This window comes from Streptomyces sp. NPDC048416 (genome assembly GCF_043200435.1).
In the GTDB taxonomy this organism is placed as follows: Bacteria; Actinomycetota; Actinomycetes; order Streptomycetales; family Streptomycetaceae; genus Streptomyces.
Genome location: NZ_JBICXU010000003.1, coordinates 145,458 through 159,956 on the forward strand (window position 1 = coordinate 145,458; position 14,499 = coordinate 159,956).

Here is a 14,499-nt window from a genome sequence, read left to right on the forward strand (position 1 = left end):
GCGAGCCGCAACCCGCTTGTACAGCCGGGCAGTTGACCCGTCGGCGCCGGGCGACGTGCAGTGTCACTGCCCCGTTCCGTGGTCCTGCGGGTCCTGCGGGTCCTGCGGGTGCTGCGGGTCCTGGGGGTGCTGCGGGTGCTGCGGGTCCTGGGGGTCCTGCGGGTCGGGCGGCGACCGCCGGGCCGAGTCGGCCAGTCGGTCGGCGAGCGCCGTGACGAGGCCCCGGAGTTCGTCGGGCCGCTCGATGACGAACGGCCGGTCGAGCGCGGCGAGGACGCCCGGCAGCCAGTCGAGTCGCTCCACCCGCAGCCCCACGCGGAACCACCGCGGCGCCTCCGCGTCCGCGCCGCCCGCCACCGGCTCCAGCGTCGCGACACTCGCGGGCAACCCGGCTCGGATCTGCTCGACCGTCCCGTGGATCCGCAGCGTCACCTCGTGCCGGTGGGGAGCGGTGGCGAGCCCGGTGAGGAGACGCTGCGCCGGGTCGACCCCGGGCGGCGGTTCGAACGCACCGGGCAGCGTCCGCGCGGCGGCGATGCGGTCGAGGCGGAACGTCCGGTCCTCGCCGATCGCGGGATCGCGACCCGTCACGTACCACGTGCCCGAGTGGGCGACGAGCCCATAGGGGTGCACGATGCGTTCACTGCCACGGCCGTCGCCCGCGGTGTACCGGATGGACACCGGCCGGTGGTGGCGCACGGCGTCGGCGACGGTGAGCACGACCGTGGTGTCAGGGACGGACCGCACCCCCGGCGGGTCGGTGAACGCGAGGGTGTCGAGTACCGCGTCGACTCTTCGGCGCAGCCGCTCGGGCAGCACCCGCCGGACCTTGGCGGCCGCCGTCTCACCCGCCGCGCCCGCGCTGGGCGTCAGGCCGGCCCGCCGGCCGGCAACCAGACCGAGCAGCACGGCGAGCGCTTCGTCGTCGTTCAGCATCAGCGGGGGCATGCGGTAACCGGGGGCGAGTCGATACCCGCCGTAGCGGCCGCGCACGGATTCGACGGGCACGTCCAGGTCGATGAGGTGCTGGGCATAGCGCCGCACCGTGCGCTCGTCGACCTCCAGACGTCCGGCGAGCTCGGCGAGGGTCCGGGTGCCGCCGGACTGCAGGAGTTCCAGGAGGGCGAGCACACGGGCGATGGGTCGGGGCATGTACGCAAGTCTCTCGCGAATACCGGGCGGAAGGTGTCCGGTATGGGTTCTAGCGTGTGGTCACCAGCACCACTGACCAGGAGAGAACCCATGGACTTCGTCTCGATCCGCATCATCACGGGCGACGTCGCCCGCCTCGTCGCCTTCTACGAGCGTGCCACCGGAGCGAGTGCGGTCTGGTCGACCGAGGACTTCGCCGAGCTCAGGACCGCCTCGGCCACCCTCGCGGTCGCCGGCACCCGTACCGTCCCGCTGTTCGCACCCGGCGCCGCACAACCCGCCGACAACCGCAGCGTGATCCTCGAATTCCGCGTCGAGGACGTCGACTCGGTCCACCGGGCTCTGGCCGACGTCGTCGAGGACTTCGTCCAGGAACCCACCACGATGCCCTGGGGCAACCGCTCCCTGCTCCTGCGGGACCCCGACGGCAACCTCGTCAACTTCTTCACGCCCGTCACGGCCGCCGCCCTGGACCGGCTCGCCCGCTGACGGCCGCGCGGGCCGATGGCCGGGTACGCCCCCAACGGCCCGCCCCTGCGATCGTGTCCGTGTCCGGGTCCGGGTCTGCGGCCGGGCCCGCCTCCCTCGGCGCGCGGGCTTTCGGGTACGCGGGGCCTTTCGGGTACGCGATTGCTCTCGGGTATGCGATCAGGCGACGGCCACGGCCACGTCATCGCCGCGCCGAGCGAGCGCGTCGGAGGTTCTGGCCGTGATGAAGAGGGACGCCGCGAGCGTCAGGACCAGGGTGGCGCCCACCGCCATGACACCGGCGTCGGAGACGGCGGGCGGGCTGCCGGCCTCGGAGCGGGCGGAGCCGCTGAGGAAGGGGACCACGGCCAGGACGGCGACCCCCAGGGCGACCTCGGCCCAGACGACCACCGGGAAGTGACGCAGCGTCAGATGCAGCAGCGAACCCGCGTCCTCCGCGCGGCGGGCCCGGACGATCCGGGGCATCAGCCAGAACTGGTTGACCCCACCGGCGGTGATCATGCCAAGGACCAGGGCGATCTTGATGAGCAGGAAGAGGCCGTATCCCGTCGTCCACAGCTGCGCGATGCCACCGACGTGCTTCCAGCTCATCCACAGGCCGGAGGTGAGCACCGCGCCCACGCAGACCAGGGCGACGAGGCTGAAGCGGCGCCAGAGGTCGGCCCACAGCGTGCCGGCGTCATCGCTGAGCCGGCGCCGGGTCGAGGCGAGCGCGGCGAGGACGGCGAGCCCGCCGGTCCACACGGTGCCGCTGACGATGTGGACCTGGCCCAGCACGAGGTCCACCACCTTCTCCGCGTCCTTCGGCGCGGTGGCCGGTATCGCGGCGACCAGCGACACGGCGAGAGTCAGGGGGAGGGCGGCGAGGGCGAGGGCGTCGAGGTGTCTTCGAACCCGGGGAAGAAACAGCGCCGCCAAGGCGGCGGCCGCCAGGACCAGGACGAGGTTCTGCACCAGGTAGAGCGTGCCCTGCGCGATCCACGCGCCCTTCGCCGCGGGCGCCCGCAGGAAGTCCCAGAGGGCTCCCGGCGCGAGGGCGTCGCCGAACGGCATGCCCTTGCCGGCCCGGGCGACGCGGGCGGCGAGCTGGGCGTAACCGCTGACGAGCAGGACGACTCCGGCCCAGGCCAGGTACGACGCGGCGCGCCGGCGCAGGACCTCGCGGTCGTCCTGGTTGTCCGCGGCACGGAGCGCGGGCCGGACCGTCGTCGCGTAGGTGACCGTGGCCCCGATGGCCCCGGCCAATCCTGCGAAATAGCCGGATTTCGTGAGGATCCGCCAGGTCGGCGGCATGGTGTAGCCGGCCGAGGCGGCCAGGTGAAGGAAGGTCATGAGAGGTAAGGCTAACCTAAGTAGGGCTGATATGGAGCCCTCGGTTCAGCCGCTGGGTGTTATGCGAAGTTCGCCACGAAGTGCCGTTGCCAAGGGGTTTCGACCGCCCGGCGCGCGTAGCGTTCCCGTACGTAGCCGACTGCGTGCGCGTTCGGCACGCCGTCCAGGACGGCCAGGCAGGCCAGTGCCGTGCCGGTACGGCCGAATCCGCCGCCGCAGGCCACTTCCACGCATTCCCGGCCGGCCCGGGACAGCAGGGTGCGCAGCGCGTCCGCGAAGGCGGCCCGGTCGGTCGGCAGCCAGAAGTCCGGCCAGCGCACCCACTGGTGGTCCCATTCGACCGGCGCCGGCTCTCGGCCGCGCAGATGGAGTGCGAACTCGGGCTTCGGCCCGGGCGGTAGGGGATTCCTGAGGCCCCGCCCACGCACGAGCAGTCCCGACGGCAGCCGCAGCACGCCGTCCGCCGTGGGCTCCCAGGTAGTGCTCATGGGGTGAGCCTAGTCATCGCGAGCGGCCCAACGCCCTTGCTGCGCACGCGTTGACGATGACGGACGCGGCCCCGGGGCGGGAGGGAGGGACTGGGACCCTCGGTGCGGACGCCGTCCCCCCGGGAGGGGGGCTGGGGCCCGCGGTGCCGGCGTGCCCCTCCCGGGCCGGGGGAGAGGCTGGGCCCCGCGGGTGCAGACGTACCCCCACGCCCTGCTGCCCCGCCCCCGCCGGAGCGGGAACGGGGCAGCAGGGTGCATCTGATGGGGCGCGCGTCACGGCACGCGCAAGACGGCGCGCGCGCGACGGCTGGATCAGTCGGTGCCGAACTCCATCGCCGCACGGTCCAGGAGCTCGTCGTCGCCGGAGACCTCGCCGCGTGAGGCGATGACCTCGGCGCCGCCTTCCGGCATGGCGCCGATGAGCCCGGTGGCCGCCGCCTGGGCCGCGCCGATCAGCTCCGGGTGCGCGGTGCCGACGATGCCGAGGCCCGCGTACTGCTCCAGGCGGGCACGCGAGTCGGCGATGTCGAGGTTGCGCATGGTGAGCTGGCCGATCCGGTCCACCGGGCCGAACGCGGAGTCCTCGGTGCGCTCCATGGACAGCTTGTCGGGGTGGTAACTGAAGGCGGGCCCCGTGGTGTTGAGGATCGAGTAGTCCTCACCGCGCCGCAGCCGCAGGGTCACCTCGCCGGTGACGGCGGAGCCGACCCAGCGCTGGAGCGATTCGCGGACCATCAGTGCCTGCGGGTCGAGCCAGCGGCCCTCGTACATCAGCCGGCCGAGCCGCCGGCCCTCGTTGTAGTACTGGGCGAGGGTGTCCTCGTTGTGGATCGCGTTGACGAGCCGCTCGTACGCCGCGTGCAGCAGCGCCATGCCGGGCGCCTCGTAGATGCCGCGGCTCTTCGCCTCGATGATCCGGTTCTCGATCTGGTCCGACATGCCCATGCCGTGGCGGCCGCCGATCGCGTTCGCCTCCATGACCAGGTCGACGGCGGAGGCGAACTCCTTGCCGTTGATCGTCACCGGGCGGCCCTGCTCGAAGCCGATCGTCACGTCCTCGGTGGCGATCTCCACCGACGGGTCCCAGAACCGTACGCCCATGATCGGCTCGACCGTCTCGACACCCGTGTCCAGGTGTTCGAGGGTCTTGGCCTCATGGGTGGCGCCCCAGATGTTGGCGTCGGTGGAGTACGCCTTCTCCGTGCTGTCGCGGTAGGGCAGCTCGTGGGCGAGCAGCCACTCCGACATCTCCTTGCGGCCGCCGAGCTCGGTCACGAAGTCCGCGTCCAGCCAGGGCTTGTAGATCCGCAGGTGCGGGTTGGCGAGCAGGCCGTAGCGGTAGAACCGCTCGATGTCGTTGCCCTTGAAGGTGGAGCCGTCGCCCCAGATCTGGACGTTGTCCTCCAGCATCGCCCGCACCAGCAGGGTGCCGGTGACGGCGCGGCCCAGCGGGGTGGTGTTGAAGTAGGCGCGGCCGCCGGAGCGGATGTGGAACGCGCCGCACGCGAGCGCGGCCAGGCCCTCCTCGACCAGCGCGGCCCGGCAGTCGACCAGGCGCGCGATCTCGGCACCGTAGGCCTTCGCGCGGCCGGGCACCGACGCGATGTCGGGCTCGTCGTACTGGCCGATGTCGGCGGTGTAGGTGCACGGGACGGCGCCCTTGTCGCGCATCCACGCGACCGCGACGGAGGTGTCGAGGCCGCCGGAGAAAGCGATGCCGACGCGCTCGCCGGCGGGCAGGGAGGTGAGAACCTTGGACATAGGAAGAGTATTCATCTTTCCGAATGTTTATGCAAGCCGGGTGCTGAGATTTCCCGCGCGCCGACCCGATCCGTCCGACGGCCCGACCCGATCCGTCCGACCCGATCCGTCCGACTTGACCCGACCCGATCCGCCCGGCCGGATCCGTCGGACCAGACCGGACCAGACCGGACCAGGTCAGAACGAATCAGAACGGGCTGAACCTGGACCGATCGGACGGGGGCAGGCCGAGCCGAGGCCGGGTCGGGCGGGTCGGGTCTGAACGGACCGGATCTGAACAGGCTGAGCCGGGGCCGGGCCGGGCCGGGCCGGGTCGGGTCGGGTCGGGGCCGGGTCGGGCCGTTCATGACCGACAGGCGGCCACCTGACGCAATGCGGAGCGATCCCTTACCGGGGCATGGCCCTTTCTTTCCCTCGCGTTTCTTTCTCGGTGGTCGTCCGCCGGACATTTGCGAGGCCGCTCCCAAATCGCGCCGCCGTCAATTCCCTTGTATTGGAGAAAGGTTGACCCGTTCGGTGGCGAGCGTGCCCTGACCGGTCAGTATGGTCGGCCGCATGCCCCCCATTCGTCCGGCGCTCCCGGTCCTTCCTTATCGCAAGCCCAAACTCGGCCGGGATTATTGGGTGTTGGACGATGTGCTGCCCACCATTGACGAGGTGAGGGCGCGCTGTGTGGCCAAGGACGACTGGGTCCAGGGTTACCCGTACAAGCCCGAGTCCTGGCCGGGGCTGCGCGCCATGCCCGGTCTCACGCCGGCCGAGCTGGCCCGGGTGGAGCGTCTGGTCAAGGCCAGCACCGGGGCCAAGGAACTGTGGCAGGCCACCGCCCCCGGTGGCGCCACCCTGAACCACAACTGCATCCAGGTCGTCGGCGCCGGTGAGAGCGAGCCCCGCCCCCACACCGACTCGCGTGCCCTGTGCCGCTATGCCGCGGTGCTCTACCTCAGCCCGCAGTCGCCCAAGGACTGCGGCACCAGCTTCTTCCGGCAGAGCCTGCCCGGCGGGGTACTCGGCGGCAACATGGTCACCGCGCCCCACAACAACCTCGTGGAAGCGCTCGGCACACGCTTCGTGCCGCCGGATTCCTTCACCGAGGATGTGCGTGTCGCCCACCGCTACAACCGGTTGCTGCTCTACACCGCCAACACCATGCACAGCGCGACCGGCTACTGCGGCAGCACCATCGAGGACAAGCGGATGACCGCGGTCTTCTTCTGGATGGCGTAGGCGACCACAGAAACTCCACAATCCGCGGCGCCCGCTGCCACATGGGGTTCCTGTTCGTTTGCCGTACCGCCGAGTGTCACAGTGACGACATGGGGGCTTTCGCGGCGCCCGGTGTTCTTGATACACCCCTCTCGCCCCCTGTTTCCTCACGCTTGCAGAGGCCCCCACTCATGGCTGAACTCAACCGGCGCCGGTTCATGCAGCTCGCGGGCGGCACGGCCGCCTTCGCCGCGCTGTCGCAGAGCATCGCGCGGGCCGCCGCCATCCCGGCCGCGGGCAGCACCGGCACCATCCAGGACGTCGAACACGTCGTCGTCCTGATGCAGGAGAACCGTTCGTTCGACCACTACTTCGGTTCCCTGAAGGGCGTACGGGGCTTCGGCGACCCGCGGCCCGTCACCCTGCCCAGCGGGAAGTCCGTGTTCCACCAGGTCGGAGCCGGCAAGGAGGTGCTCCCGTTCCGGCCCAAGGCGGACAAGCTCGGCCTCCAGTTCATCCAGGACCTGAACCACGACTGGAACGGCAGCCACAAGGCGTTCAACAGCGGCAAGTACGACCAGTGGATCCCGGCGAAGACGTCCACGACGATGGCGTACCTCACGCGTGAGGACATCCCGTTCCACTACGCGCTCGCCGACTCGTTCACCATCTGCGACGCCTACCACTGCTCGTTCATCGGCTCCACCGACCCCAACCGCTACTACATGTGGACCGGCTACACGGGCAACGACGCCACCGGCGGCGGCCCTGTCCTCGGCAACGACGAGAAGGGGTATGGCTGGACCACATACCCCGAGCGCCTGGAAGAGGCGGGCGTCTCCTGGAAGATCTACCAGGACGTCGGCGACGGCCTGAACGCGGCCGGCGGTTGGGGCTGGATCAACGACGCCTACCGGGGCAACTACGGCGACAACTCGCTCCTCTACTTCAACACCTACCGCAACGCCCAGCCGGGCGACGCCCTCTACGAGAAGGCGCGTACCGGCACCAACGCCAAGAACGGAGACGGCTTCTTCGATCTCCTCAGGGCCGACGTCGAGGCCGGGACCCTGCCCCAGGTGTCCTGGGTGGCCTGCCCCGAAGCCTTCACCGAGCACCCCAACTGGCCCGCTAACTACGGGGCTTGGTACATCTCCCAGGTCCTGGACGCGCTCACCTCCAACCCGGAGGTGTGGGCCAGGACGGCACTGTTCATCACGTACGACGAGAACGACGGCTTCTTCGACCACGTCGTCCCCCCGTTCGTGCCATCGGGTGCCTCCCAGGGTCTCTCCACCGTCGCGACAGGACCGGACTACTTCCCGGGCAACGCCGCCTACGCGGCCGGACCGTACGGGCTCGGCCAGCGAGTGCCGATGCTCGTCGTCTCACCGTGGAGCACCGGCGGCTACACCTGTTCCGAGACCTTCGACCACACCTCGATCATCCGGTTCATGGAGCGCCGTTTCGGTGTGCACGAGCCGAACATCTCGCCCTGGCGACGCGCGATCTGCGGCGACCTGACCTCGGCGTTCGACTTCGGCCGCAGCCAATCCTCGGCTCCGGACCTGCCCTCGACGGACGCCTACCTTCCGCCGGACCACAACAGGCACCCGGACTTCGTTCCCGTCCCACCCGCCACCGGCACCCTGCCCAAGCAGGAGCGGGGCTCGCGCCCCACGCGTCCGCTGCGCTACGCGCCGCTCGTCGACGGCGCTGCGAACGTGAGCACCGGCAAGTTCACTCTCACCTTCGGCGGCGGAGACTCGGCCGGCGCCCAGTTCCTGGTCACCTCCCCGAACCGTACGGACGGCCCGTGGACGTACACCACCGAGGCGGGCAAGACGATCTCCGACACCTGGAACACGGCCTATTCGGGCGGCGCCACCAACCTGAGCGTCTTCGGGCCGAACGGGTTCCTGCGCACCTTCCAGAGCCCCGGCAAGACCGCCGGTCCTGAAGTCACCGCCCGCCACAACGCGGGCACCGGAAACCTCGACCTGACCATGACCAACGCGGGTGGGACCACGGTCCACCTGAAGGTCGCCAACGCGGCGGCCTATGGGGGCGCGACGCATGTGTTCACGGTGGCCGCCGGCGCGACCGTCCGTTTCACCGTGGCTCTGCGCTCCAGCAGGAGCTGGTACGACGTGTCCGTGACGTCCGACCAGGACGCCACCTTCCTGCGCCGCTTCGCCGGGCATGTGGAGACCGGCGCATCCGGAACGAGCGACCCGGCGCTGCTCACCACCTGATCCCGGGCGCGGTCCGCGACACGACCGCGGGGCCCCTGCTCGAAAGCAGGGGCCCCGCGCGGTGCGTCGGCCCGGCGTCGGCCGGACCGGACCGGGTCAGAACTCGTCGGCGCCGCCGAAGCGCTCCCGGTAGGACTCCAGGTCCTCCTCGGTGATCTTCGCGAACAGCACGGGCGGCACCGTGAAAGCGGTACCGGCGGGCACCATGTCCAGGGCCCTCGCCTCCTGCGGAGTCACCCACGTCGCCTGCGCCGCCGAGGACGCGGAAGTGGACGTCGAAGTGGACGCCGAAGTGGACGCCGAAGTGGACGCGGAACCGGACAGCTCGAACGCGGAGCGCATCGCCTTGGCCGACGCCGGGATGAACGGCTCCGACACCACCGCGTACAGGTGGATCAGGTTCATCGCCGTGCGCAGCGTCAGCGCGGCGGCCTCCGGGTCGGTCTTGATCTCCAGCCAGGGGGCCTTCTCCTCCAGGTAGGAGTTGCCGGCCGACCACAGCGCCCGCAGGGAGGCGGCCGCCTTGCGGAACTGGAGCGCCTCCATGTGGCCCTCGTACTCGGCGAGCAGCGCGGCGATCTCCCCGCCCAGCTTCTCCTCCGCCACCCCGGCCGCGGCGCCTCCCGGGACCTCGTCGCCGAAGCGCTTGCGCGAGAACGACAGCACACGGTTCACGAAGTTGCCGAGCGTGTCCGCGAGGTCCTTGTTGACCGTCGCGGTGAAGTGCTCCCAGGTGAACGACGTGTCGTCGGACTCAGGGGCGTTCGCCATCATGAAGTAGCGCCAGTAGTCGGCCGGCAGGATCTCCAGCGCGTCGTGCGTGAAGACGCCGCGGCGCTGCGACGTGGAGAACTTGCCGCCGTAGTAGTTGAGCCAGTTGAAGGCCTTGACGTAGTCGACCATCTTCCACGGCTCGCGGACCCCCAGCTCGGTCGCCGGGAACATCACCGTGTGGAAGGGCACGTTGTCCTTGCCCATGAACTCGGTGTACCGGACGTCCGCCGCGCCCTCGGGCTCGTACCACCACGACTTCCAGTCGCGGTTCGCCGGGTCGAGGTCGGCCCACTCCTTGGTCGCGCCGATGTACTCGATGGGCGCGTCGAACCAGACGTAGAAGACCTTGCCCTCGGCGGCCAGCTCCGGCCACGTGTCGGCCGGGACCGGAACGCCCCACTCCAGGTCCCGGGTGATCGCGCGATCATGCAGACCCTCGGTCAGCCACTTACGGGCGATCGACGACGCCAGCTGCGGCCACTCACCGCCCACCCGGTCGATCCACTCCTCGACCTCGCCCTGGAGCTTGGACTGGAGCAGGAACAGGTGCCGCGTCTCGCGGACCTCGAGCTCGCTGCTGCCGCTGATCGCTGAACGCGCTTCCAGCAGGTCGGTCGGGTCGAGGACACGGGTGCAGTTCTCGCACTGGTCGCCGCGCGCCTTGTCGTAGCCGCAGTGGGGGCACGTGCCGACGATGTAGCGGTCCGGCAGGAAGCGGTCGTCGGCCACCGAGAACACCTGGCGGATCGCCCGCTCCTCGATGAACCCGTTCTCCTTCAGCTTCCGCGCGAAGTGCTGGGTGATCTCGACGTTCTGCTGCGAGGAGCTGCGCCCGAAGTAGTCGAAGGCCAGCTGGAAGCCGTCGTAGATCGCCTTCTGGGTGTCGTGCGCCTGCGCGCAGAACTCGGCGACGGAAAGCCCCGCCTCCTTCGCGGCCAGCTCGGCGGGGGTGCCGTGCTCGTCGGTGGCGCAGATGTACAGGACGTCGTGGCCGCGCTGGCGCAGGTAGCGGGAGTAGACGTCCGCGGGGAGCATCGACCCGACCATGTTGCCCAGGTGCTTGATCCCGTTGATGTACGGCAGCGCGCTGGTGATCAGGTGTCGAGACATCCTCGGATGCTCCTTATGTTCGTACGTGCGGCACCACGGCGAGGCCGCGGCGAACCCAGGTAGGGAGGCCCACCCGGGGGCTCCCTCAGGTGGGGCCCCGCCCGATGGGCTAAGCCATGCTATCGAACCCCCCGGGCCCCACTTGCCGGAGCATTGTGGGCGCGGGCGGCGCCCGGCGGCGGCCGGCGGCGCCCCACCGGGGCGGGTGCGGCGACCGCCGTGGCATGCCGTGCCCCCTCACTCCTTCGCGTGACCCGCGAAGTACGTCGCGATCATGTCCTCCGCGCCGTGCCCGGCGGCCTCGGCCCTGACGAAGCGATCGGCCGAGGCCTGGGTCAAATCGAGCCGTACGTCTGCCTGTTCGGCGGCGTCGAGGATGAGACGGGTGTCCTTGAGCGCGGTCGAGACGGCGAAGCTGGGCGTCAGGTCGCCGGTGAGCAGGGCCGCGGCCTTGGCGTGCAGGTACGGGGTGTCCAGCGGGCCCCCGGAGAGCGCGTCCAGAAAGAGGCGGGGATCCACCTGCAGCGCCTTGGCGAGACCGACGCACTCGGCGACGGCGCCCACCAGGTTGATCACCCAGGTGTTGGCGACCAGCTTCAGGCGCGAGGCGCCACCCGGCTCATGACTCACCCACACGGTCCGCTGCCCGATCGCGTCGAGCACGGGCGCCAGGGCCTCGCGCGCCGCAGGCGGCCCGGAGACGAAGACCGTCAGCTTGCCCTCTTCGGCCGGCCCGCGGGTGCCGAGCACGGGGGAGTCGTAGTACGTGACCTTCAACTCCGTTGCCTGTCGGGCCAGTTCGAGCGTCGCGTCCGGGCCCACGGTGGAGGTCTGGAGCCACAGCTGCCCGGGCCGCACGCCCGGGGAGGCCGCGCGCAGGACGGCCGCGACGGCCGGACCGTCGTTCAGGGCGGTGAGCACGACATCGGCGCCGCGCACCGCCCCGGCGGGGTCCGCGTGCACGGCGGCGCCGTCCTTGACCAGTGCCTCGGCCTTGTCCGGGGTTCTGTTCCACACCCGCACGGACAGCCCGGCCCGCAGCAGACTGCGGGCCATGCCGGACCCCATGATGCCGGTGCCGAGAACGGCGACGGTGGGTGTGTTCGAAGCTGAGGACACGATGAACTCCTTGGTGGGGTGGCGCTCGGTCATGTACCTCCGAGTCTCGTACGAAGGGGGCGGCCGGCGGGTGTACGGCGCAACCGACAACGAGTCCTGCCCGCCACCCCGGGGAGCGGGGAAGGCGGGCAGGGACCCGGAACACGCCGGGCACGCGGAGGCTGAGGGGGCGACACCCCGGGGGTATCCTGGGGAGGCTGAGGGGGCGACACCCCGGGGGTATCCCGGGGAGGCCGAGGGGGGCGACACCCCGGGGACATTCCGGGGAGGCTGAGGGGGCGACACCCCGGGGGCATCCCGGAGAGGTCAGGAGCGAGACCGCGCGAGAGCGCTCTCACGGCCGCCGGGGGCGACCGTTTTGCGCGCCCCCCCCGCGTCGGCCGGGAGCGCTCTCACGCCCCCCGCCCCGCGTCGGCCGGGAGCGCTCTCACGCCCCCCGCCCCGCGTCGGCCGGGAGCGCTCTCACGCCCGTGACGGCTGACTGGCGCAGCGCCGCCATCGCCGGGCGAGAGCGCTCCCGCGGCAGCCGAGGCCGACCGCTCGCGCACCCCCGCGTCGGCCGGGAGCGCTCTCCCGCCCCGCCGCGACGACCCGGTCGAGCGGCCCCCACTGCCGTCGGGAGCGCTCTCACACGCCCCGGGGCACCCGCGAAGGCCGTCCGCGGCCGCGGGTCAGGTTGTAGCCGGCCACGCCCGCGAGCGCGGCGAGGAGGCCGCCCGCTCCCGTCCACAGCCAGCGGTCGGTCCACCAGCCCGACGCCCAGCCGCCGTCCGGCTCGACCGCGGACTTCGCGCCGAGCGGGGTGGAGAGCTTCCCGTCCACGGCGTGGGCGCCGCCGGTGTCGAGGACGGTCGGTTCGACCTCGGCCTTGAACGGCAGACCCCGGTCGGTCTCCGGCAGGGAGGTGGCCGTCAGCCGGATGTAGTAGCTGCCCGGGAGCGGATCGGTGGACCAGGTGTCGGCCCAGGCGACGGTGGGCCGCAGGGTGCAGGACAGCTCGACGGTCACCGCGTCCTGCGCCGCGGACCTGGACTGCATCCCGTACATGCAGGGCTGGCGCCGGCGCAGCCCGTCGTACACGTCGATGCGCCACGTGGAGGCGCCGTGCCGGGACGCCGCATCGGGAAGCGTGACCTTGGCGGTGACGGCGGGGCGCTGCCCGGCGTCGGCGGGGAACAGCCAGTACAGGTAGTCGCCGCTCGAAGCGGACGCCGTGGCCTTCTGGCTCTGCCGCACCGCGACCGCCGTGCGGAACGCGGTACCCGCCTCCGTGGGCGCCGCGTCGCTCTTGGACGCGGTCGGGCCCGGCGAGGGGGAGTCGGCGAGCGCCGCCCCGGCCCCGCCGCCGACGAGCGCGGCACATGCCAGCGCCCCGGCCGTCAACAGCCCTGCCGTACGCATCAGTTGGCCCCTGAGGTGAGATGTGGTGTTCGGCATCAGCTGGTCCGCCAGACCGCGATGCGCCAGCGTGAGATCCAGCCCCACACCAGACCCGCGACGAGACCGGTCAGCGCGAGCGCGCCGAGCAGCCACCAGCCCCGGCCCAGTCCGAAGGAGGCCACGTCGGACGCGTGGTCGGGGCCGTCCACCACGTCGACGGCGAGCTCCACCGGCAGCCCGGGGTCCGTTTTGACGCCGGGAGCCGCAGAGAGGGAGTTCGACACCTGCAGACAAACGGTCTCCGGGGTCGACTTGTCGTCCGAGTCGTCGGCCTCGGCCTTGGGATAGCGCAGCCCCGTGGAGATCAGGTCGGTCCGGCCGTCGCCGGCTTCCGAGCCGCGTACGATCTCGCGGCCGTGCGCGGTCAGCGCCCGCAGCAGGATGCCGTAGTCGGGGTTGGTCGCGCGGTCCATGCCGATGCTGGCGGAGGCGCGCAGCTCCTGGCCGGGCAGCACGTTCACCTTGTACGAGCGGTGCTCGGCGAACTTCTCACGGTCCGTGTAGAGGCCGGGCTTGAGCTCGGGAGCGCTCTCACAGCTCGCGGTGCCGGTCGTGGCGACGGGCACGACGACCGGGTCGGCCGCGCGGTCCACCAACTGCTTGACCTTGCCGGAGAGCTGGTCGGTGTGCTGGACCGAGGTGTAGGTGCCGCCGGTGGCCTCGGCGATGCAGGTGAGCTGTTCGCGCGTCTTGGCGTCCGGGATCAGGCCGAGCGTGTCGATGGTGAGGTGGATGCCCTGGGCGGCGATGTCGCGGGCGACCTCGCACGGGTCGAGCGGCTGGCAGGTGTCCTCGCCGTCGGTGATGAGCACGATCCGGCGGGTGGCGTCACCGCCCTTGAGGTCGTCGGCTGCGCCCTGCAACGCGGGTCCGATGGGCGTCCAGCCGGTGGGCGCGAGGGTGGCGACGGCGGTCTTGGCCTCGGTGCGGTTCAGCGGTCCGACCGGGTAGAGCGCGCGGGTGTCCTTGCAGCCCACCTTGCGGTCCTCGCCCGGGTAGTTGGCGCCGAGGGTCCGTATGCCGAGCTGGACCTCCTGCGGGACCGCGTCGAGCACTTCGTTGAACGCCTGCTTCGCGGCGGCCATCCGCGACTTGCCGTCGATGTCCGCGGTGCGCATCGAACCGGAGACGTCGAGGACCAGGTCGACCTTGGGCGCGGCCTGCGCGGCGGGCTGCCCGTCGGGCCGGGGGGCGGCGAAGGCCTGGGCCGTGCCGACGGCCGGGAGGATGCCGGTGGCGAAAGTGGCGGCCAGCGCGCACACTCCGGCCGCCAGCCGTTTTCTGGAGATCATCGCCGGATCCTATGGAAGATCGATACGGGCCCCAAATCGGGCGCCACGGACCAACTCAAATCGGCCTGCGCACCGCACAGT

At 71.3% G+C, this 14,499-nt stretch carries 11 protein-coding genes; 3 read left to right on the forward strand and 8 right to left on the reverse strand.

Features of this window, described 5'->3' with window-relative positions:
• Positions 1–63 precede the first annotated feature (63 nt).
• The gene (locus tag ACGFW5_RS05445) at positions 64–1,152 is read right to left on the reverse strand and encodes a helix-turn-helix transcriptional regulator (protein WP_393832854.1); all 1,089 of its coding nucleotides are present in this window, start codon (positions 1,150–1,152) and stop codon (positions 64–66) included.
• A gap of 90 nt (positions 1,153–1,242) precedes the next feature.
• Between ACGFW5_RS05445 and ACGFW5_RS05450 the strand changes: the two genes are divergently transcribed.
• Positions 1,243–1,641 carry a VOC family protein gene (locus tag ACGFW5_RS05450; RefSeq protein ID WP_393832855.1) on the forward strand — a complete coding sequence of 133 codons (399 nt, stop codon included), beginning with the start codon at positions 1,243–1,245 and terminating at the stop codon, positions 1,639–1,641.
• Positions 1,642–1,800: 159 nt separating this feature from the next.
• On the opposite strand, the gene ACGFW5_RS05455 is transcribed toward ACGFW5_RS05450, so the two are convergent.
• From ACGFW5_RS05455 to argG, 3 genes are all read right to left on the reverse strand, one after another.
• Positions 1,801–2,973 carry a copper resistance D family protein gene (locus ACGFW5_RS05455; protein WP_393832856.1) on the reverse strand — a complete coding sequence of 391 codons (1,173 nt, stop codon included), beginning with the start codon at positions 2,971–2,973 and terminating at the stop codon, positions 1,801–1,803.
• Between the two features lie 59 nt (positions 2,974–3,032).
• Positions 3,033–3,461, reverse strand: coding sequence for a protein-tyrosine phosphatase family protein (locus ACGFW5_RS05460; protein WP_393832857.1), 429 nt, complete (start codon positions 3,459–3,461; stop codon positions 3,033–3,035).
• A gap of 312 nt (positions 3,462–3,773) precedes the next feature.
• On the reverse strand, positions 3,774–5,222 hold the full coding sequence (gene argG / locus ACGFW5_RS05465) for an argininosuccinate synthase (protein WP_393832858.1): 1,449 nt from the start codon (positions 5,220–5,222) through the stop codon (positions 3,774–3,776).
• Positions 5,223–5,777: 555 nt separating this feature from the next.
• Between argG and ACGFW5_RS05470 the strand changes: the two genes are divergently transcribed.
• Both ACGFW5_RS05470 and ACGFW5_RS05475 read left to right on the forward strand, forming a co-directional pair.
• Positions 5,778–6,449, forward strand: coding sequence for a DUF6445 family protein (locus ACGFW5_RS05470; protein WP_393832859.1), 672 nt, complete (start codon positions 5,778–5,780; stop codon positions 6,447–6,449).
• Between the two features lie 170 nt (positions 6,450–6,619).
• Positions 6,620–8,683 (forward strand): phosphocholine-specific phospholipase C, encoded by a 2,064-nt coding sequence (locus ACGFW5_RS05475; RefSeq protein ID WP_393832860.1) that lies wholly within the window; start codon positions 6,620–6,622, stop codon positions 8,681–8,683.
• A gap of 96 nt (positions 8,684–8,779) precedes the next feature.
• Here the strand turns inward: ACGFW5_RS05475 and metG are convergent, their stop codons facing one another.
• From metG to ACGFW5_RS05495, 4 genes are all read right to left on the reverse strand, one after another.
• A complete protein-coding gene (metG, locus tag ACGFW5_RS05480; RefSeq protein ID WP_393832861.1) occupies positions 8,780–10,567 on the reverse strand; it encodes a methionine--tRNA ligase in 1,788 nt (595 codons plus the stop codon).
• A gap of 237 nt (positions 10,568–10,804) precedes the next feature.
• Complete coding sequence (locus ACGFW5_RS05485; protein WP_393832862.1) at positions 10,805–11,686, reverse strand: NAD(P)-dependent oxidoreductase; 882 nt, start codon at positions 11,684–11,686, stop codon at positions 10,805–10,807.
• 627 nt (positions 11,687–12,313) lie between these two features.
• A complete protein-coding gene (locus ACGFW5_RS05490; RefSeq protein WP_393832863.1) occupies positions 12,314–13,087 on the reverse strand; it encodes a hypothetical protein in 774 nt (257 codons plus the stop codon).
• 35 nt (positions 13,088–13,122) lie between these two features.
• Positions 13,123–14,418, reverse strand: coding sequence for a VWA domain-containing protein (locus tag ACGFW5_RS05495; RefSeq protein ID WP_393832864.1), 1,296 nt, complete (start codon positions 14,416–14,418; stop codon positions 13,123–13,125).
• Positions 14,419–14,499: the final 81 nt, after the last annotated feature.

What these genes read in the sequence shown, in the direction of transcription:
- ACGFW5_RS05445 (WP_393832854.1), bottom strand. Translation starts at nt 1,152, where the DNA reads ATGCCCCGACCCATCGCCCGTGTGCTCGCCCTCCTGGAACTCCTGCAG.
- ACGFW5_RS05450 (WP_393832855.1), top strand. Translation starts at nt 1,243, where the DNA reads ATGGACTTCGTCTCGATCCGCATCATCACGGGCGACGTCGCCCGCCTC.
- ACGFW5_RS05455 (WP_393832856.1), bottom strand. Translation starts at nt 2,973, where the DNA reads ATGACCTTCCTTCACCTGGCCGCCTCGGCCGGCTACACCATGCCGCCG.
- ACGFW5_RS05460 (WP_393832857.1), bottom strand. Translation starts at nt 3,461, where the DNA reads ATGAGCACTACCTGGGAGCCCACGGCGGACGGCGTGCTGCGGCTGCCG.
- argG (WP_393832858.1), bottom strand. Translation starts at nt 5,222, where the DNA reads ATGTCCAAGGTTCTCACCTCCCTGCCCGCCGGCGAGCGCGTCGGCATC.
- ACGFW5_RS05470 (WP_393832859.1), top strand. Translation starts at nt 5,778, where the DNA reads ATGCCCCCCATTCGTCCGGCGCTCCCGGTCCTTCCTTATCGCAAGCCC.
- ACGFW5_RS05475 (WP_393832860.1), top strand. Translation starts at nt 6,620, where the DNA reads ATGGCTGAACTCAACCGGCGCCGGTTCATGCAGCTCGCGGGCGGCACG.
- metG (WP_393832861.1), bottom strand. Translation starts at nt 10,567, where the DNA reads ATGTCTCGACACCTGATCACCAGCGCGCTGCCGTACATCAACGGGATC.
- ACGFW5_RS05490 (WP_393832863.1), bottom strand. Translation starts at nt 13,087, where the DNA reads ATGCGTACGGCAGGGCTGTTGACGGCCGGGGCGCTGGCATGTGCCGCG.
- ACGFW5_RS05495 (WP_393832864.1), bottom strand. Translation starts at nt 14,418, where the DNA reads ATGATCTCCAGAAAACGGCTGGCGGCCGGAGTGTGCGCGCTGGCCGCC.